General features: G+C 56.7%; 17 protein-coding genes. 3 read left to right on the forward strand and 14 right to left on the reverse strand.

Going from position 1 to position 19,947, the window contains the following annotated elements; all coding sequences use genetic code 11:
* The first annotated feature begins 6 nt into the window (after nucleotides 1-6).
* Nucleotides 7-483 (forward strand): hypothetical protein, encoded by a 477-nt coding sequence (locus tag ACRDCA_RS21320; RefSeq protein WP_438691316.1) that lies wholly within the window; start codon nucleotides 7-9, stop codon nucleotides 481-483.
* Nucleotides 484-555: 72 nt separating this feature from the next.
* Here the strand turns inward: ACRDCA_RS21320 and ACRDCA_RS21325 are convergent, their stop codons facing one another.
* Entirely contained in the window at nucleotides 556-1,515 is a 960-nt protein-coding gene (locus ACRDCA_RS21325; RefSeq protein WP_438691566.1) for a LysR substrate-binding domain-containing protein, read from the reverse strand.
* 79 nt (nucleotides 1,516-1,594) lie between these two features.
* On the opposite strand from ACRDCA_RS21325, the gene ACRDCA_RS21330 reads away from it, so the two are divergent.
* The gene (locus tag ACRDCA_RS21330; RefSeq protein ID WP_438691317.1) at nucleotides 1,595-2,680 is read left to right on the forward strand and encodes a tartrate dehydrogenase; all 1,086 of its coding nucleotides are present in this window, start codon (nucleotides 1,595-1,597) and stop codon (nucleotides 2,678-2,680) included.
* A gap of 45 nt (nucleotides 2,681-2,725) precedes the next feature.
* Here the strand turns inward: ACRDCA_RS21330 and ACRDCA_RS21335 are convergent, their stop codons facing one another.
* The 4 genes from ACRDCA_RS21335 to tkt all read right to left on the reverse strand — a co-directional run bounded on the left by ACRDCA_RS21335 (nucleotide 2,726) and on the right by tkt (nucleotide 9,202).
* On the reverse strand, nucleotides 2,726-3,796 hold the full coding sequence (locus ACRDCA_RS21335) for an ABC transporter ATP-binding protein (protein ID WP_438691318.1): 1,071 nt from the start codon (nucleotides 3,794-3,796) through the stop codon (nucleotides 2,726-2,728).
* Entirely contained in the window at nucleotides 3,789-5,558 is a 1,770-nt protein-coding gene (locus tag ACRDCA_RS21340; RefSeq protein ID WP_438691319.1) for an ABC transporter permease, read from the reverse strand. The genes ACRDCA_RS21335 and ACRDCA_RS21340 overlap by 8 nt, the downstream gene beginning before the upstream one ends.
* A 304-nt stretch (nucleotides 5,559-5,862) precedes the next feature.
* Nucleotides 5,863-6,951 (reverse strand): ABC transporter substrate-binding protein, encoded by a 1,089-nt coding sequence (locus ACRDCA_RS21345; protein WP_438691320.1) that lies wholly within the window; start codon nucleotides 6,949-6,951, stop codon nucleotides 5,863-5,865.
* Between the two features lie 256 nt (nucleotides 6,952-7,207).
* A complete protein-coding gene (gene tkt, locus ACRDCA_RS21350; protein ID WP_438691321.1) occupies nucleotides 7,208-9,202 on the reverse strand; it encodes a transketolase in 1,995 nt (664 codons plus the stop codon).
* Nucleotides 9,203-9,428: 226 nt separating this feature from the next.
* Between tkt and ACRDCA_RS21355 the strand changes: the two genes are divergently transcribed.
* A complete protein-coding gene (locus tag ACRDCA_RS21355) occupies nucleotides 9,429-10,181 on the forward strand; it encodes a M48 family metallopeptidase (RefSeq protein ID WP_438691322.1) in 753 nt (250 codons plus the stop codon).
* A 179-nt stretch (nucleotides 10,182-10,360) separates the two neighbouring features.
* Here the strand turns inward: ACRDCA_RS21355 and ACRDCA_RS21360 are convergent, their stop codons facing one another.
* The 9 genes from ACRDCA_RS21360 to ACRDCA_RS21400 are packed head-to-tail and all read right to left on the reverse strand — an operon-like array spanning nucleotide 10,361 to nucleotide 19,914.
* Nucleotides 10,361-11,998 carry a thiamine pyrophosphate-binding protein gene (locus ACRDCA_RS21360; protein ID WP_438691323.1) on the reverse strand — a complete coding sequence of 546 codons (1,638 nt, stop codon included), beginning with the start codon at nucleotides 11,996-11,998 and terminating at the stop codon, nucleotides 10,361-10,363.
* A gap of 32 nt (nucleotides 11,999-12,030) precedes the next feature.
* Nucleotides 12,031-13,500: an aldehyde dehydrogenase gene (locus ACRDCA_RS21365; RefSeq protein WP_438691324.1), complete on the reverse strand. Its 1,470-nt coding sequence runs from the start codon at nucleotides 13,498-13,500 to the stop codon at nucleotides 12,031-12,033.
* 16 nt (nucleotides 13,501-13,516) lie between these two features.
* Nucleotides 13,517-14,311: an aspartate dehydrogenase gene (locus ACRDCA_RS21370; protein WP_438691325.1), complete on the reverse strand. Its 795-nt coding sequence runs from the start codon at nucleotides 14,309-14,311 to the stop codon at nucleotides 13,517-13,519.
* Between the two features lie 12 nt (nucleotides 14,312-14,323).
* The gene (locus tag ACRDCA_RS21375; protein WP_438691326.1) at nucleotides 14,324-15,118 is read right to left on the reverse strand and encodes an SDR family oxidoreductase; all 795 of its coding nucleotides are present in this window, start codon (nucleotides 15,116-15,118) and stop codon (nucleotides 14,324-14,326) included.
* Complete coding sequence (locus tag ACRDCA_RS21380; RefSeq protein WP_438691327.1) at nucleotides 15,115-15,933, reverse strand: alpha/beta fold hydrolase; 819 nt, start codon at nucleotides 15,931-15,933, stop codon at nucleotides 15,115-15,117. Before ACRDCA_RS21380 ends, ACRDCA_RS21375 begins: the two co-directional genes overlap by 4 nt.
* Entirely contained in the window at nucleotides 15,933-16,457 is a 525-nt protein-coding gene (locus ACRDCA_RS21385; RefSeq protein ID WP_021179767.1) for a cupin domain-containing protein, read from the reverse strand. Before ACRDCA_RS21385 ends, ACRDCA_RS21380 begins: the two co-directional genes overlap by 1 nt.
* A gap of 20 nt (nucleotides 16,458-16,477) precedes the next feature.
* Nucleotides 16,478-17,740: an MFS transporter gene (locus ACRDCA_RS21390; protein ID WP_438691328.1), complete on the reverse strand. Its 1,263-nt coding sequence runs from the start codon at nucleotides 17,738-17,740 to the stop codon at nucleotides 16,478-16,480.
* Between the two features lie 24 nt (nucleotides 17,741-17,764).
* The gene (locus ACRDCA_RS21395; RefSeq protein WP_438691329.1) at nucleotides 17,765-18,976 is read right to left on the reverse strand and encodes an NAD(P)/FAD-dependent oxidoreductase; all 1,212 of its coding nucleotides are present in this window, start codon (nucleotides 18,974-18,976) and stop codon (nucleotides 17,765-17,767) included.
* Nucleotides 18,973-19,914 (reverse strand): VOC family protein, encoded by a 942-nt coding sequence (locus ACRDCA_RS21400; RefSeq protein ID WP_438691330.1) that lies wholly within the window; start codon nucleotides 19,912-19,914, stop codon nucleotides 18,973-18,975. Before ACRDCA_RS21400 ends, ACRDCA_RS21395 begins: the two co-directional genes overlap by 4 nt.
* Nucleotides 19,915-19,947: the final 33 nt, after the last annotated feature.

Genomic DNA, 19,947 nt, shown 5'->3' on the forward strand with positions numbered 1-19,947 from the left:
ATTGAAATGAAAAAAATCATTGGCGCAGTGCTGTTTCTTGTCATTTTGCTTCCCTCCCTGTGGTACTACTCTCAGCAGCAGAGTAGAAAACCCTTTCGCTGCGATACACAGCAAATTTCTGTACAGGTGAAAGCGCAAAATAATATTGTACTCAATGCCAACTCCACCATCATATTCTCTTCTGCAAAAACCGGGGTTGCTTACATTACTGGCTCAATAACCGAAAATAACACCCGATATCTGCTGGATCGCAACATTTCATTTTCCATCACGCCATCAGAAATAAAAGGTAATAACAATACCCAGTTCACCCATGAAAACGTACATCCCGCCGATAACACCCCGGACAGTGTTTGGCACAACTTTCTGATGCCTGAAGTTGAGAATATTGATTTTTATACAGAAATCAAACCATTACGGGGCAATGCCTTATTAATCAGGGGATTTACCAACCCATTCCTGGTGTGTATAAGGCAGGATTAACCCTTCGCACTCAGGTTGATTTTTTTAACGGTTACTACAGGGAAATATGACCATGTACCCTTTGCCCCTGAGTCAGCGACGTGACAGGTATTCAGACAGCGGGGCTACTTCGCCATAATGCTGCTGAAAGTAGTTACGCAGGAATTCGACGGTGACGCGTATTTTAGCCGAGGTCGCCAGTCGCGAGACGTAGACTGCCCAGATATTTGCCGGTTGGCTGTACTCCGGCAGAATATGTACCAAGCGCCCACTGCCAATACTCTCCTTCACATCCCAAATTGAACGCAGCGCAATGCCTAGCCCATCAAGGCACCACTGATGAACGATCTCTCCGTGATTAGAGGACAAGGCTCCCGTCACCTTAACGTTTTCCTCCCCCCCTGGCCCCTCCAGCCGCCAGAGTCCGAACGGATGATCGCGCTCTTTGATCACCAGGCAAACGTGTCCGGAAAGTTCATTAAGGTTCCTGGGTGCCCCATGCCTGGCCAGATATTCCGGCGCAGCACACAAAATACGCTGATTCTGTGCCAATTTACGAGCTATCAGGTTCGGAGCGATTTCATCCCCGATGCGAATATCCAGATCGATTCCTTCACTGGCCAAATCCACCAACCGATCTGATACCTCCAGCCGCAGCTCCAGCCTTGGATACTGTGCCGCCAGTTCTGACAGGGCCGCAGCTACAAAACGCCGGCCAAAACCAAAGCTGGTGACAATACGCAATGTACCCTGCGGTTCCTGACGAATGGCTGATACCTCATCCATCATCTGATCGACATCGTTAAGAATACGCTGTGCCCATTCATAGATACGCTCACCATCTTCGGTGATCGTCACCCGTCGGGTCGTGCGGTGCAGAAGGCAAACATTAAGCGCCTTCTCCAATAGCGCAATGCGCTTGCTGATAAAGGCGGGTGAAACCCCCAGCTCTTGCGCTGCTGCGGCAAAACCGGCACGACGCGCTACCAGCATAAACACCTGCAAATCACTCAGAAGGGGAAGATTGTTCATGATCCGTGTTTTATGTTTCACCATTTTCAGGATTGATTAACATTCAGTCAATTATAGGATGGATTAAATGTCAACCAATCCAGCAAAAAGTAGGTATCGGATGAAGAAAACATACAGAATCGCCGCCCTGGCTGGCGACGGTATCGGTCAGGAAGTGATGCCCGAAGGGATCCGTGTATTACAGGCCGCAGCGGCAAAATGGGATCTAGAGCTGGAATTTACCACCTTCGCATGGGCCAGCTGTGATTACTATCTGCAACACGGTCAAATGATGCCAGAAGATTGGTTCGCACAACTGCAAGGCTTCGATGCGATCTATTTTGGTGCGGTCGGCTGGCCCGATAAGGTGCCGGATCATATCTCCCTTTGGGGTTCGCTGCTGAAATTCCGTCGAGAGTTCGATCAGTACGTTAATCTGCGCCCGGTTCGACTGTTCCCCGGTGTTCCCTGCCCGCTGGCCAATAAGCAGCCTGGGGATATCGATTTCTATGTCGTGCGCGAAAACACCGAGGGAGAATATTCTTCCCTTGGTGGACGGATGTTCGAAGGCACCGATCGCGAGATGGTAGTCCAGGAGTCGGTCTTCACGCGCCACGGTGTGGATCGCATCCTCAAGTACGCCTTTGAACTGGCACAGCAGCGCCCGCGTAAACAGCTGACCGCCGCCACCAAATCCAACGGTATGGCTATCAGCATGCCCTATTGGGATGAACGTGTTGCCGCAATGGCGCAACAATATCCGGATATCCGTTGGGACAAACAGCACATCGATATTCTCTGCGCCCGCTTCGTGCTGAACCCGGAGCGTTTCGATGTGGTAGTTGCCTCTAACCTGTTTGGCGATATCCTGTCCGATCTTGGCCCAGCCTGTACCGGCACGATTGGCATTGCACCTTCGGCCAACCTGAATCCAGAGCGTAACTTCCCGTCGATGTTTGAGCCAGTGCACGGTTCCGCCCCGGATATCTTTGGCAAAAATATCGCCAACCCGATAGCCATGATCTGGACCGGCGCCATGATGCTGGATTTCCTCGGAGACGGCGATGAGCGCTATCACCAGGCGCATGATGACATCCTACAGGCTATCGAGCAGGTGATTGCCACAGGCCCACGTACGCCAGACATGCAAGGTAATGCCTCAACCCAGCAGGTTGGTGAAGCGATCGTCGCGCAATTGCGCCGTTAAGCACATCGGCTGGTTCGCAGAGCGTTCCCCACGCTCTGCATTTACCTATTGCTTGGGGAAAATCCACAGATGGTCCGCGGGCAGGGAAAGCGTGCACATTTCCTGGCCACGCACTTCCGTGCCATAGGCGCGAACCACAAAATCCTCCGCCACCGTGCGGAACAGATATTCCCAACGGTCACCAAGATACATGCTGGTCAGCAGCGGTAACGAGATCTGATTGCCTTGTGGATCTTCACCCAGGCGTACGCGTTCAACACGGATCACCGCCGTTGCCTCCTGCCCGGCAACCAACCCCGCCCCGGCCTTCCCCCACAACACCCAGTCTTTACCCTCAATGCGTGCGTTGCCTGCACGGATCTCGGTAACTTTGCCAAACAGACGGTTGTTGCTGCCCATAAACTCGGCGGTAAACAGCGTGGCAGGCGAGCCGTACATTTCCTGTGGCGTGCCCTGCTGTTCGATCTTGCCGTTATTGAGCAGCAGGATCCGATCGGAAATCGCCATTGCCTCGTTTTGATCGTGAGTCACCATCAGTGCAGAAAGGCCCAGTTTGATGATCAGCTCACGCAGGAATACCCGTGCTTCCTCGCGCAGCTTAGCGTCCAGGTTAGACAGCGGTTCATCCAGCAAGATCACCGGCGGGTTATAGACCAGCGCACGGCCAATCGCCACACGCTGCTGCTGACCACCAGAGAGTTGATGAGGATGACGCTTACCCAACTGCCCCAAACCGAGCTGTTCGAGCACCGCCTGCACACGCTGAGTAATTTCTGCTGCAGGCGTTTTACGTAATTTCAGCGGATAGGCGACGTTATCAAACACCGTTTTATGGGGCCATAACGCATAGGACTGAAACACCAGGCCCAGATTACGCTCTTCCGCCGGGATCTCGCTGCGGGCCGTGCCGTCATAGACAGTATTGTTGCCAATGACGATTTTTCCTTGTGTTGGCTTTTCCAACCCGGCCACCGCTCGCAGCAAGGTGGTTTTGCCACTGCCTGACGGCCCGAGCAGTGAAACGACCTCCCCCCGTTTGAGCTGCATGGAAACGCCCTTCAATACCGGGTTATCGCCATAGGTCAGGTGCAGGTTATCTACCGAAAGCTCAATCATGAATTTTCACTCCAAATCGCAGGGCAATCCCTAGTCCTAACACGACCAGAAGAATGTTAATGAAGGACAGTGCAGCCACAATATCGATCGCCCCTGCCGCCCACAGGGAAACCAGCATCGAACCGATGGTTTCGGTACCCGGCGACAACAGATAGACCCCGGTGGAATACTCACGTTCGAAGATCAGGAACATCAGCAGCCAGGAGCCAATCAGGCCATAACGGGAGAGCGGGATCGTCACATGGCGTGTGATCTGACCGCGAGAGGCACCGGTGCTGCGTGCGGCTTCTTCCAATTCTGGCGCAACCTGCAACAGCGTTGACGAGATCAGCCGCAAGCCATAAGCCATCCACACCACGGTATAAGCTAACCAGACGCTGAAGATGGTGCTGCGCAAAGAGCGTAGCCATACCACCAGGTTTTCACGCAGCCATTCGGCGATCGGCAATACGGAAAGCCAACCGCCTTTTAGCGATTTATCCAGCCACATCGGCAGGAACAGGAACACCCACAGGAAGGCCAAACCAGCCAGCAAGCCAGGCACCGCTCGCGGCACCAGCACGCTGTAATCCAGAAAACGGGTCACCCCGTCGGGTTTACGGTGCATGGCAATGCCAATAAACAGGTAACACACTACCGCCAGCGCACCACCGAATACGCCAATTGCCATCGAGTTGACGATCGCCCGCAACAGATTGGGTTGCTGCCAGATGGTTCGGAAAGTGTTGAGCGACAACTCATCCCAAATGGACACTCCGACGCCCCAGTTGGAGATAAAAGCACGCAGCACCACGCCCACCAGGGGAACACCGATGGTAACGGTCAGCCACAAGACCACCACGCCGCCCGCAACCCAACGCCATTTACCCAAAGGTAATGCGCGGGCCTGTGAGGCTTTGCCCTTGACCGTGACAAAGCGGTTGGCGGTACGCATCAGACGCCGTTGCAGCATCACCAACGGGATAGTAATGCAGATCAACACCACTGCCACCGCCGCCATCAGATGGTAAGACGGCGTGCCCAGCTTGTTGGTCAGTTGATACAGATAGGTCGCCAACACCAGGTTGCCTTCCGGATCGCCCAGCACCAGCATCAGACCGAACACTTCCAGCCCCAGGAAGAACAGCAAGACGCTGGCATACAGGATCGACGGGCGCACCATTGGCAAGCTGACCGCGGTCATCACCTGCAACGGAGAAGCCCCGGCAGTACGGGCGGCCTCTTCAACATCCGAGCCTACGCTGCGCAGTGCCGATGAAATATAAAGATAAGCGTGGGGCACGTGCGTCAACCCGGCTATCACCACGATGCTGCCCATCGCATAGATATTCCAAGGCACAAAGCCCAGCAAGGATTCCGCCCACAGCGAGAAGAAACCTACTGGCCCGGCTGCCACCACGTAACCAAAACCCAGCACCATCGGCGAGACAAAGATCGGCACCAGGATCAGCGGCTCAATAAAGCGACGGCCTGGCAGATCGGTTCTTACCATTAAAAACGCCAGCACACCGCCTAATGGGATAGAGATCACCACCAGACCAAAGGCCAGAATAAATCCGCTTTTCAGCGCTTTGTAAAAATCGGGGTCGGTAAAGATAAACCGGAAGGCCTCAAGGCTGAATACCTTGGAAGGCGAGAAAAATGGCGCGGAAAGGAAGCTTTGGATCACGATAAACGACAGCGGCACATAGATTACCAGCGCGGTTATCAGCACCACCAAACCGCGTGGCAGGCTCTGCCACTTGTTGCGCAATGCTCTCATAGTCAGTCCCGATGGTGATATCCCCTGCATCCTGAGATGCACCGGGGGTAGAGTTCCCTGTTTAAGCAATACCGCCAGCCTTTGGCGTCATGCAGAAGGAGAATGCAGCAGATTTGCAATTCCCCTCACCCTAACCCTCTCCCAAAGGGAGAGGGGACAGAACGTGCCACAACTTAATCACGGCACCGCCCCAAGCATTAATCCTGTTACAGATTAACTTCTGCACCTGACCCCAACTCCGCACCAGCTCCCTCTCCCTGTGGGAGAGGGTTGGGGTGAGGGACAACAATGATCCATCCCGTCACTACTTCGCGGCAGCAGTACGCCACTGTTTGATGTAGTCCAGGCGCTTGGTTGGTTCCAGATATTCCAGCAGGCTTTCATCCACCGGGATCGGTTTCAACGCCTTGCCCAGCATCTGGGTCATGCCATCAATATCATTCTTGCCTTCGATATCGTTACGGATGGAGGGGATATCCGCCTTGTTGGCCAGGATGTTCTGCCCTTGCTCAGACAGCACATAGTTCAACCACAGCTTGGCCGCATTGCTGTTGGCCGCTTCCTGGCTGATAAAGCTCACCCGTGACAGCACCAACGTGTAGTCTTTAGGGTAAGAGATACCGAGTGAAGGGTCGGTTTTGGCACGTGCCTCGGCATAAGAGCCCAGGATGTTGAAGCCAATCAGGTTTTCGCCTGAAGAAACCCTCTCCATCATGGTGCCGGTGGAAGACTGCACCGCCAATCCACCTTTGGCGACATCGGCCAAGGTCGCGAAGTAGTTTGGATCGGCCTTGAAGTCCTGCACCGAGAGCATGAAGCCCAGGCCCGACTTCTCTATGTCATAGGTGGTCACTTTCTTTTTGAATTTGTCTGGCTGGCTGGCGATCAGCTTAGCCAACGCAGCGTGGGAATCCGGCACCTCGCCTTGCGGGATCAGGCGCTTGTTGTAGATAAACACCACCGGCTCATAGGTCGTGCCGTAGGCCTTATCTTTCCACACCGCCCACTTAGGCAACTGCCCCAGTTCTGGCGAGGCATATTCCAGCGCATAGTCGGTGGCCAGCTTCAGCGCGGTATCCATCGAGGAACTCCACACCACGTCACCACTGGTGCCCCCAGCCGCTTGCTCGCTGATATAGCGGTTATACAGCTCGGTGCTGTTCATATCGTTGTATTCCACTTTAATACCAGGGTACAGCGCTTCAAACCCCTGGATCAGTGGCCCTGCGGCTTTGGTATCCGTGGTGGAATACACCACCACCTTGCCTTCTTTTTTCGCCGCATCGACGATCTTTTGATAATCGGCCGGATAGCCTGCCGGGAACTGCGCGAACGCCGGAGCAGAGATGAAGACGGCCGCTGCCGCCACGGATACGCCAATCCTTAAAAACATATCATTAACTCCTGGTTACATTTACAAAACCAAAAATTAACATATCGCCAATGAAGGGGGTTAAGCAACGCCGTTAATTGGCTATGTTGCTGTTTTGTGATGCTGGGCAATTTTTCGGCAGTAACTGCCATGATTATCCAATCATTAAGGATTTCTTAATGTTGCATGGGTGGTAGGTGGAGAGAGGTTATGGGCGAAGAAAAAAATTAAGGGGCGATTAATCGCCCCTTAATACTTTTAAAGCTGAGTGGCGAAGTTATTTCACCAGCGCGTTAGCCTTGGCTACCACGTTGTCGACGGTGAAGCCGAACTCTTTGAACAGCTGTTCTGCCGGAGCAGACTCACCGAAGGTAGTCATACCCACGATAGCGCCGTTCAGACCCACATATTTGTACCAGTAATCTGCAATACCCGCTTCCACCGCTACGCGAGCAGAAACTGCCGCTGGCAGCACGGATTCGCGGTAGGCCGCATCTTGCTTGTCGAAAGCATCGGTAGATGGCATGGAGACCACACGCACTTTACGCCCTTCGGCGGTCAGCTTGTCGGCCGCTTCCACGGTGATACCCACTTCAGAACCGGTAGCAATCAGGATCACGTCCGGAGTGCCTGCGCAGTCTTTCAGCACATAACCGCCGCGATAGACGTTCGCCAGTTGCTCGGCGGTACGTGGCTGCTGGGTCAGGTTCTGACGGGAGAACACCAGCGTGGTTGGGCCATCGTTGCGTTCGATGCCGTACTGCCAGGCGATAGCCGACTCGACCTGGTCACAAGGACGCCAGGTGCTCATGTTCGGGGTCACGCGCAGGCTGGCCAATTGCTCAACCGGCTGGTGCGTCGGGCCATCTTCGCCCAGACCGATAGAGTCGTGGGTGTAGACGAATACGTTGCGGATTTTCATCAGCGCAGCCATACGCACGGCGTTACGCGCGTATTCCACGAACATCAGGAAGGTCGCAGAGTACGGCAGGAAACCACCGTGCAGCGCGATACCGTTGGTGATGGCGGTCATGCCGAATTCGCGCACGCCGTAGTGGATATAGTTACCCGCCAGATCGTCACCCAGAGACTTGGAGCCAGACCACATGGTCAGGTTGCTTGGTGCCAGGTCCGCAGAACCACCGAGGAATTCAGGCAGCAGTTTGCCGAAGGCTTCCAGTGAGTTCTGTGATGCTTTACGGCTGGCAATGTTGGCCGGGTTAGCCTGCAACTGCTCAACGAATTTCTTCGCTTCTGCTTTCCAGTTGGCTGGCAGTTCACCGCTGGTGCGGCGTTTGAACTCTGCGGCCAGTTCCGGGAAGGCTTTGGCGTAGGCAGCCAGTTTCTCGTTCCAGGCAGCTTCTTTGGCTTTACCGGCTTCTTTGGCATCCCACTGGGCATAGATGTCCTGTGGAATTTCGAAGGCCGCATATTTCCAGCCCAACGCTTCACGGGTAGCCGCAACTTCGGCTGCGCCCAGTGGTGCACCGTGGGAATCATGGGTGCCCGCTTTGTGCGGAGAACCGAAACCAATCACGGTTTTGCACATCAGCAGGGAAGGTTTGTCGGTAACTTTATGCGCTTCTTCAATTGCTGCTTTGATGGAGTCGCTGTTGTGGCCGTCAACGCCACGCACCACGTGCCAGCCATAGGCTTCGAAACGCTTGGCGGTATCGTCGGTGAACCAGCCTTCAACGTGGCCGTCGATGGAGATGCCGTTGTCATCATAGAACGCGGTCAGTTTGCCCAGCTTCATGGTGCCGGCCAGGGAACAGACTTCGTGAGAGATGCCTTCCATCATGCAGCCATCGCCCATAAAGGCATAGGTGTGGTGGTCAACAATGTCGTGGCCTGGGCGGTTGAACTGCGCGGCCAGGGTACGTTCGGCGATGGCAAAACCGATAGCGTTGGCGATGCCTTGGCCCAGTGGGCCAGTCGTGGTTTCCACGCCTGCGGTATAACCGTATTCCGGGTGGCCCGGAGTTTTGGAATGCAGTTGGCGGAAGTTTTCCAGCTCGCTCATTGGCAGGTCGTAACCCGTGAGATGCAGCAAGCTGTAAATCAGCATGGAACCATGGCCGTTAGACAATACGAAACGGTCACGATCGGCCCAGTGTGGGTTGGTAGGGTTGTGATTCAGGTAGTCACGCCACAGGACTTCAGCGATATCTGCCATGCCCATAGGGGCGCCCGGGTGGCCGGAATTTGCTTTTTGAACGGCGTCCATACTGAGTGCGCGGATGGCGTTGGCAAGCTCTTTACGAGAGGACATGTTTTACTCCAGGTCGGATTAAAAAAGCGATCAAGATTTCTATTTTCTCAGACTCGGCATTGAAACAGCAATCCCTAATACCGAATGAGAGCGAGTTCATCACTAATGCGCACGTTCGGGACACATTTCGGAATATAGCTATTTCGGCCAAGCCTGCCGTACACTAGGCTATGCGCAAAATAATGGCAGCAGATCTCCCCCTTAACTATCACAGGACGATAGAACGATGAAAATCCGTACTTCTTTGATTGCACTGAGCATTACTGCTTTATTGAGCGGCTGTCAAAACCTTAATACCGATACCCTACTACAATCCGGCGCCCAGGCCTACCAGGCGGCAACGCTGAGCGATAGCGACGTCAAGGCACTCAGTGATAAATCCTGCGCAGAGATGGATAGCCAGGAGCAAATCGCGCCAGCAAGCAGCGAATATACCAAGCGCCTGAACAAGATTGCCGCAGCGTTGGGGGATAATATCAACGGTACCCCTGCAAACTACAAGGTCTACGTGACCAAAGACGTCAATGCGTGGGCGATGGCTAACGGCTGTATCCGCGTTTACAGCGGCCTGATGGACATGATGGATGATAACGAAGTCGAAGGCGTACTGGGCCATGAAATGGGCCACGTTGCGCTGGGCCACACTCGTAAAGCCATGCAGGTAGCTTATGGGACAGTTGCATTACGTACCGCAGCATCTTCAGCTGGCGGCGTAGCGGCCTCACTGTCTCAGTCGCAGTTGGCCGATCTGGGCGAAAAACTGGTCAATGCCCAGTTCTCACAGAAACAGGAAAGCGATGCGGATGATTACTCGTTCGATCTGCTGAAAAAACGCGGTATCAATCCTGCTGGCCTGGCTACCAGTTTCGATAAACTGGCGAAATTAGACGGTAATCATGAAAGCAGCATGTTTGACAGCCACCCAACTTCCGAAGCCCGTGCCAAGCACATTCGCGATCGCATCGCGGCTGGGAAGTAACACTTAGCTCCGGGTGATGTGATTGCCCCTCACCCTCTCCCACAGGGAGAGGGGACCTAACGTGCTACATTTTACACCGTCCAACTTCTTGGGGTCAGTTCAATGCGGCGCCCCTACGCACCTGACTACCACACCGAACTAGCTCCCTCTCCTTGAGGAGAGGGTTGGGGTGAGGGAGATCAGTACAGCTTCTGCGGCGGGCCAGCGAAGGTCAACGGCCCAACGCTTTTCATATCAACCTCTACCACCGATGGCCCAGGGTAATTGATCGCCTCCGCCAGCACGCCGCCAAACTGCGCAGCATCACTCACTTTCCAGGCTTTCAGCCCCATGGCTTCGGCCACCTGGCAGAATGCCGGGGTATGCAGTTCGTTGTAATACTGACGCCCGGCGAAATACTTGTCCTGAATGCCACGCATCACGCCGTAACCGCCGTCATTCATAATCAGCAAGGTTATATTGGCCTGTTCCTGCGCCATGGTGGCCAATTCCCCCAGGCCTAGCGCCAAACCGCCGTCCCCGACCAAGCCAGCCACTTTACGCTGCGGGTTGGCAATGGCTGTCCCGATAGCCATAGGTAAACCCATACCGATGGCACCCGCCAACGAGTGAATGTTGCATAAAGGCGAGATAGCCCGGAACAGACGGCTGCCCCACACGCTGCCAGAAACGGTAATATCACGCACCAGCAGGCCATCCTGCGGCAACGCGGCGGCGATGGCATCGTTCAATTTGGCATATTCACCCGACTGCTGGCGCAGCGCCGTTTCCGCCAGTTGTACCGCACGGCCAATCTCGGCATCCCATTCGGTATTAACCTTTTCACCGGGTGCCAGACGCGCCGCCAACGCGCTCAGCAAGGCGGAACAATCGCCATAAACCTGTTCATCTGCCAGATAATTACGGTTGGCCGCCGCCGGATCGATATCAATCTGCACCAACGGGCGTGGCAGAGGGAGCGACCAGGTACGGGTCTCATTACTCCGCAGGCGCGAACCGGCCACCAGCGTCAAATCACACTGCGTCAGGATCGTCTCAACGCTTGGCGAGTTGTGGAAAGCCCGAAGGCTGCGCGGATGACTATCCGGCAAAATCCCACGCCCGTGGGTACTGGAGATCACCACCACACCGGCATCAGCCAACTGCTTCACCGCCTCACGGCAAGCCAACGCTCCGCCCCCCACCCACAGTAATGGGCGTTTGGCTCGTTTCACCCTTTGATATAAACGTTCAACCGCAGCAACATCGGCAGCAGGCAGCGCTGGAGGTGCCACAACCTTCCCGACCAGGTTGGCCGGGATCAGGCTGTTCTGAATATCGATCGGGATCTCTACTGCCACCGGGCCACAAGGCACGGTCTGCGCATCCAGAATGGCACGCTGGATCACCGCCACAGCCTGCTCCGGCGAGTTCACCCGGTAAGCCTGTTTCGAACAGGCACGTAAAAAGCCCAGTTGATCCTTGGTTTCGTGGATAAATCCGGCATCGGCATCCAGATAGGCTTTCTCAACCTGTCCGGTGATATGCAACAGCGGCGTGTTGGCATTCAGCGCCTCTATCATCGCACCTACCGCGTTGCCTGCTCCGGCACCGGTGCTGGTCAGTGCCACCCCCAGACCGGAAAAACGCCCGTGGGCATCGGCCATGGTCACCGCCCCCGCCTCACCGCGCGCCGGCACAAAGCGGATCGCGCCGCGTTGCCCAACGGCATCGGCAATCGGCAGATTATGGATCGAGATGATGCCGTACATCGCCGCTACTTCGTACTGCTCCAGAGTTCGGGCTATCGCCTCACCAACCGTAATTTTATCGCTCATCGTCTGCCTTCTTATTTGTCTTGTTGAGTGCGTTAGTCGCTCCAGCGGTTAGGCTGATTGCTAAGGGACAGGTACAAACTCTTTTGCTGCATATAGGCCTGGATGCCATGCAGGCCCTTTTCGCGCCCCAGACCGCTTTGTTTAAAACCGCCAAACGGGGTAGAAATCGAGAATGTCTTGTAGGTATTGATCCAGACGGTGCCGGTTTCCAGCTGTTCCGCCAGCGCCATCGCGCGGGTAAAATCACGGCTCCAGATCCCGGCAGCCAGGCCGTAGATCGAATCGTTGGCCTGCTCGATCAGGTCCGCCTCGTCATCAAACGGCAACGCCACCAGCACCGGGCCAAAGATCTCTTCCTGACAGGTACGGGCGCTGTTGCTCAACCCTTCGATAATGGTCGGCAGGTAATAACTGCCTTGGGCCAGTTGCGGATCCGCAGGCGCTTCGCCGCCAATTAACACCCGGCCACCTTCCTGTTGAGCCAAAGCCACATAGTCCGCCACGCTTTGGCGATGCTTATGGTTGATCAATGGGCCGAGGTGAACGCCGGCTTGCAACGGATTGCCTATGCGCAACCCGGCGGTCAGCTCGCATAAACGGGCCAATAGCGGTTGGTACAGCGAGCGGTGGACAAACAGCCGTGAACCGGCGATACATGCCTGCCCGGCCGAGCTGAAAATGCCGTAACAGATGCCGCGCGCCGCCTGTTCCAGATCTGCATCTTCCAGCACAATGGTGGGCGATTTGCCCCCCAGTTCCAGCGAGGTAGGGATCAGTTTCTCTGCGGCGACATGAGCCAGGTGACGACCGGTCGAGGTCCCGCCAGTGAAGGAGATCTTTTTCACCAACGGATGGCGAGCCAATGCTTCACCAATCACCGAACCTTTGCCCGGTAATACGCTGAGCAGTCCGGCGGGTAAACCGGCCTGTTCAAACAGTTCGGCCAGTTTCAGCGCCATCAGTGGCGTGGCTTCTGCTGGTTTCAGCACCACCGCATTGCCTGCCGCCAACGCCGGAGCCACCTTCTGCATTTCGCTGGCAATCGGTGAGTTCCACGGCGTAATTGCCGCTATAACGCCCAGCGGCTGATACTGGCTCAGCGTCATCACATCACGATTACGCTGGGTAGGCAGCTCGCCCTCCAACACCTCGCAGGCAGCGGCAAAATAACGCGCTGTAGCAGCCGCGCTCATGACCAGACCACGGGTTTCCGCCAGCGGTTTACCGTTGTCGCGTGTTTGCAACTGCGCCAGAGCATCCACCTGTTCAGTGATCAAATCACTGACACGATGCAGGATCGCCGCACGCTGATGTGGCACCAGTCCACGCCAGGAGGGGGCGCGCCAGGCTTTTTCTGCCGCCGCAACCGCTTCATTCACATCTTCGACGTTGGCTGCCCGCAGGCGAGCATTCACGCTGCCATCCGCCGGGAAAATCGAACTCATCTCTTCACCGCGCCCTTCGCACCAGCGGCCGGCAAGAAAAATTTTTAACGTTTCCATGCTTTGCTCCTGCCCTTCAGGCAATAAAACCACCGTCTACCAGACTGCGGCAGGCTTGCACCGCACTCAGCGCCGCCAGCGTGGACGTTTTCGGGTTGCTGGCCAGCGGATTGCCGCACAGCTCAATCTTGAATTCGCCAAACTGCCCGCATACCTGAATGCGATGAGTATTACGTTGCGTATGGGGATCGACCTGCAAACGCACCCGTGTGGCATCCATCCCCAGACCATGCAGCGCAATGGTGGCCGCCACGTTGGCGTTGGCTGGGAACATGCGTGCGGCTTCACGGGCCGAGCCTTCAAAGAACACCCGTGCTTCGCTGACGGCATCCAGATCGATCAGTTTTTCCGCCTGGCTGCCACGCCAACTGGCCGGGCTTTTGCTGGACTGATAGGTCACGCTATCCAGCCCACCTTCCCGTGCCGAAGCCAGGCCATCCATACCGGCGACGGCGCCAGACAGCACGATCAGCCGTCCGTGATGGCGAACACAGGCCTGCTGCAAGCGCAATTGCAATGCGGCATCAGCCAATGCCCCCGTCGAGATCACCGCCAACTGCCAGCCACGTTTCACAATCGCCTCACCAAACTCGGCAACCGCCTGCTGGCTGGCACACTCCAGCACCAGATCGGGTTGATCCGTGCACTGGTCAGGATGGGTCAAGGCCTGCACCCGTCCGGAAAACGCGGCCTCAATCTCGGCGTGATATTTTTCACGTGCCACAATCCACCCGGCGGCCACCCCTTCCGGCAGGCGCGCCAGCACCTCTTTCGCCATCGAGCCATAGCCAATCATCATGATGTTCTTCATCTTTTCGTCCTGTCAGAGATGGCGATTGAAACCGCCGGAAACGTCCAGCGCCGCACCGGTGGTGAAGGAAGCCATGGGGGAGGCTAAAAACAGCAGCGCCCGTGCCGGTTCCTGCGGCTTGCCCAACCGCCCCATCGGGATACCACGCCGCTCGGCAATCGCAGCCGTCCACTGTTCCCAGCTCTGCTCTTTATCCTGACGCTCGGCAAAGCGCCGCCGCCATTGACCCGACTCCACCATGCCCAGCAGGATCGAGTTGACGCGGATCCCTTTACTCACCAGCTCTTTGGATAAGGTCAGCGTCATATTGAGTAACGCCGCACGAGCCGCCGAGGTGGCGATCATGTGCTCCTCCGGTTGCAGGGCCAGCAATGAGTTAACGCAGGTGATTGAAGCGATATCCGAACGCTCCAACGCCGGTAAAAAGGCCTGCACCGGGTTGATTACCCCGAACAGTTTTAGCTCCGCCTCATGCAGCCAGGCCTCACGCGGCGTCTGATCGAAATGCGCCACAAACCCCTGCCCGGCGTTGTTGATCAACATATCCACCGCGCCGAAATGTGCGCTGACCTGCTCGGCAAATTTGGCAACCTGCTCGGCATCCAGCACGTCGCAACGCAACGCCAGGATCTCCGCCTGCGGGAACTCTTCACGCAGGCTGGCCTCGGCGCTGGCGAGTTTGTCCTGATTGCGACCGCAGAAAGCGACTTTCGCCCCCTCACCCAGCAGCAGGCGCAACGTTTCAAAACCGATCCCCGAAGATCCACCGGAGACCACCGCCACCCGCCGCTCAATCTGAAAATTCATGGTTGGATTGCCCCCGTAAAGTCCTGCAAATAACGGTTAAACAGCGCTGGTGCATCGAGATAGCTGGCATGCCCCGCAGCGTCAATCAGGCGCATCGTCGCATCCTGCTGTTGCGCCAACGTTTCGGCCCCCTGCGGCGGCGTGATGCGATCGTCACTGCCACACCAGACCTGCAACGGGCCGCGATAGCGCAGCAGGTAGCGACTGATATCGTCATTGGCCAGCATCCAGGCGGCGCTGAGAAAGCCGGCTGGATTGAGTTGCTGCATACCACTGCGCACCCAGGCAATATCCTGCGGATCCGCACCTTCACGCAGCAGTGCCGCCGCGCGCTGTTCGCTGTAGCCCTGCGGGCCAAGCGTTTCAATCATTTGCTTGCGCTGACCATAGACCTGTTGGCGTTTTTCCAGTGGTGCAGTGGCATAGCCCTGCGCCGGATCGGCCAGCACCAGACCACTAAGTCCATCCGGATTGGCGGCAGCATAAGCGCTGCCGATCAACGCACCAAGCGAGTGCCCCACGATCAGTGGTTGTTGTAATCGCAGTTCGGCGATCAGCGCCGCCAGCGCCTTGGCATAAGCGGCTGCATCTGGATCTGACTGTGGCAACGGTGCGCTGCCGCCGTAGCCCGGAGCATCCCAGGCAATCAGGCGGTGGCCGTCGGTCAGGGCGCGATCGCTGAACTGCTTGACCCACGAAGCGGAACCGGAACTGATGCCATGCAGCAGTACCACCGCCCGGCCATGCCCAGCCTCGCGCCAACTCAGCCGCTGGCCTCCACAATCCGCCTGCTGGCGTTCCGGTAAGCCGTTCATCAGTTGCGTTTCACTTTCGACAGCGGATGATCGGCCGGGTAGGTCGGCGTTTCCGGCTTGGCGGTACCGAGCATCACGCACATCAAGGCTTCTTCTTCACCGTGATTGAACAGGCCACGATAAACCCCAGCCGGAACCGAAATCAGGTCACGCTCTTTCAGAATGGTTTCGTAATACTCTTCACCGTCCTGGATCATCAGCGTGATTTTGCCTTTCAGCATGAAGAACACTTCTTCCACGTCGTCATGCAGGTGCAGCGGCCCCTCACATTTCGACGGCAGCACCATGGTGGAGAAGGTAAAATTCCCCGCCGGAATGGTGTTGGTGTCGCTCACCACGCCGGTAGCACCGGTGCCGATATAGCGCATCTGCGCACGGCGGTACTTCGGATCGTAATCGGCCTGGAACTTCAGCGCGTTCCAGTCATATTTACGGCCTTCAAAACGGGCGATACGCGATTCCACCCACTTCTCCATCGTCAGATCCTGCGGCTTGATGCCGGCTTTATTCTCAACCTGGGACATGTTGTCTCTCCTTCGTTGCATCAATACTTCTTCAGTAACGGCAGCAGAATGGCGCAGCCGACAAAGGCCATCACCACCAGGAACAGCAAACCGTTATCCATATTGCCGGTGGCGGCGATCAACGCCCCCATCAGCACCGGTGCCAACGCACCGGCAAAATTACCCAATCCGTTAAAGACCCCACCAGCGGTAGCACTCACCCGGCTGCTGGTTGCCTTGGCCAGCAGCGCGAAGATGTTTGGCGCCCCAGCTCCCCACATGAAGGTGCTGAAGGACATTGCGGCAATCACGCTGTAGGTGCCTTGCATATGCAACACCACGGCTAACCCGATCCCGGCACCGCATAGCGAGATAAAGCAGGCCAGCGCACGACGATCCATTTTGTCCGACAGCCACGCCCCCACCACCTCGCCAAGCAACATGGCAATAAACGGCAGTGACGACAGGTAGCCGGCATGCTCCAGATGAATGCCTTTGCCTTCGATCAGATAGCTTGGTAACCAACCGTTCATTCCCCACAGGTAGGTGAGAAACGCGATGTTAAACAGGCAAATCATCCAGAAGTGCGGAGTACGGAACAGCTCACGGCGTAGCTGCTTGCGCTCGGCCACCGCCGGTTTACTGGTCGTGCTGGCCGCTGGGCGCGCGACGTTGAGGTGACGCATGCCAAACAGCACCAGCAGCATCACCGGCACGGTCAGGAACGCCATAAAGAAGAAGGTGGTTTCCCAGTTAAAGCGGCTGAGGATGAACAGCGTGACCGGGAAGCCCAGCGCCGCCCCAATCGGCGTCCCCAACAGCCACAGCATGGTGGCACGCGCCTGGAGACGCTGCGGGAAAGCCTGGCGCACGATGGCGTAGGCCATCGGCAACAGCGGCCCCTCGGCGATACCCAACAGGATACGCAGTGTCATCATGGTGTGATAAGAACGCGTCATACCCATCAGTACCATCAGCACGCCCCAGGTCACCATCATGCCAATCAGCACTTTGACCGGATTGAGCCGGTCACCGATGCCGCTTAGCAACATCGAAGAGAAGCCGTAGGAAAACAGAAAAGCACTCATCAGCAACCCGAGCCGAGTGGGATCAAAGCCGATGCCCATCGCCTGCTGAAACTCGTGGTCGGAAAACAGCGCGGCGATGCTGATCTTGTCGAAAAATGCCAGCAACACGCAGGCAAACAGGGCTGCCGGCACCGACCAACGCACGCTGGTTGGCGAATTTTCGGCAACAGCCTCCCCCACCCGACCGCTGCGGGCGTCGATATCTTGCGTAGTCATAAAACGCTCCCTTCAGGTCGGGCGTTATTTCAACGCCATCAGAGAAAATTCCACATCCGCCAGTTGCTGCGGATCCAGTACCCGGCCGCTGGCCAGCCAGCGTTTGCCCAGCTTGATGGTGCGGGCGTCGTTAAATGCCACCAGTTGCACCAATTGCCGATCGGCATTCAGGGTGAAGAACAGCTGTGACTGCGGTGTGCGACGTACGATTTGATGAACACCGCCGGTAGGGACACCGAGGATTTGGATATTAGCGTCATATTGATCCGACCACAGCCAGGCCACATCATCGTAAGGCGCGGCAAACGCATCCAACATCGCGCAGGCGGTGCTGATTGCCTGATTCTGTGCGTAAGCCCAGGATTGCAGGCACAGGCCGAGAGTGGGATGGCGCGCGACATCGCCCGCGGCAAAAATGGCCGGATGGCTGGTGCGACCTTGTCCATCGACGACAATGCCGCCTTCAAGGCTCAGCCCGGCGCTGTGTGCCAGTTCCAGATTCAGTTCAACGCCAATGCCGACGACCACCAGATCGAAGGGTTGTGCGGCGCTGCTGGCGCTGCCAATCCAGGCTTCGCCATTACGATCTTCGAGCGTGATGTCGCCGCAGTCGCAATGCACGGTGACGCCTTGTTGCTGATGCAATTCCAGTAACGCCTGGGAAACGTCAGCCCCTACGCTGCGCATGCACAACGCGGGTTGGCGTTCAAACACCGTCACTTCGACACCCAGTTTGCGGGCCGAGGCGGCGATCTCCAGCCCGATCCAGCCGCCACCGACGATCGCCAACTTGCGGCATTGCTGTAAACCCTGGCGCAGGCGGGCTGCATCATCCCAGGAACGAAGGGTCATCACTCGCGGGTGCTTGGCCCAGTTGGCATCCGGCAGGCGTGGCCGACCACCGGTCGCGATCAGCAGTTGATCGAACTGCAACTGGCTGCCGTCGCTGAGCGTGACGATTTGTTGTTGCCCGTCGATGGCTTCGGCACGCAGCGGACGATGCCAATCAATGTTCATCCCGGCCACCACGTCTTCACTGAACAGGCGGCTGAGCGGCGCGTTGCCATCCAGCAGCGCCGCCTTGGACAGCGGCGGGCGTTCGTAAAAATCATAAGGTTCGTCACTGACCACCGTCAGCTTGCCGGTGTAACCACGGTCGCGCAGCGTTTTTGCCGCCCATCCCCCGGCCTGACCGCCGCCGATAATGACAATCCCTGCACGGGTTGGTTGGCTCATACCGCCCCCGGCTTCTTATGTTGACGGCGGGTATCATGATCGATTCCACCTTCGACCGCCCATTCGGTAAACGACACCAGCGAATGCTCCAGCTCACGCGGCTGCCAGTTTTCCGTCAGGTAATCATCGTTGGTGTAGTACTCAAAAGCACCGCCGGTCGGGCTATTGACGTACCAGAAGTAGGCCGAGGAGATCGGATGACGGCCCGGACCAATAAAGGTGCTCCAATGCTCTTTATTCATCGCGATGCCGCCGCCGATCACTTCATGGATATCACGCACGGTGAAGGCGACGTGGTTCAGGCCGCGTGGGCGGTTAGGCAGTTTCAGCAAGAACAGGTTGTGATGGCCGCCGCGTGCCTGGGTCCGCAGGAACACGGCACGATCGATATAGCGATCGGAAACCTGGAAGCCTAGTAAATCGCAGTAGAAACGCTCGGTAGCGGCCAGATCCTCAACAAAGAACACCACGTGACCGATGTTGACCGGCTCAGCCTTGGCATAAACCGGGCTAGGCTGATCGATGCGGCGCACGTCGCCCCATTGGTTGATCGGTGAAACCGGCAGATCCACCGCCCGCTGCGCGGTGACGACAAAACGCAGCGTCATGCCGTTGGGATCGCGGCATTCCAGCTCTTCGCCTACCTGGCGGAAACCGGGCATCTGCGCCAACTTAGGTTGCAACTCAGCCAGCGCGGCCGGGCTTTCTACCGCCCAGGTCATGCGGCGTAGGGTTGAACCTGCTTCAAACGCAGTCGGTAAGACCTCGCTGTCCTGCGGGTATAGCACCACGCTAGCGCCACTCAAGGTGGTAAATTCACGGCGCGGCTCGCCCCAATGCTGCTGCGTCGGTTGCAGGCCGAAGTCCCGCATAAACTTTTCGCACGTTGGCAGATCTTCAACGCCAAATTCCAGCTTTTCGATTCCGGTTATGCTCATTATTGTGCCTCACGTTCTCGCTGAATGCGTTTT

This window comes from Serratia sp. (in: enterobacteria) (assembly GCF_051654945.1).
GTDB lineage: Bacteria > Pseudomonadota > Gammaproteobacteria > Enterobacterales > Enterobacteriaceae > Chania.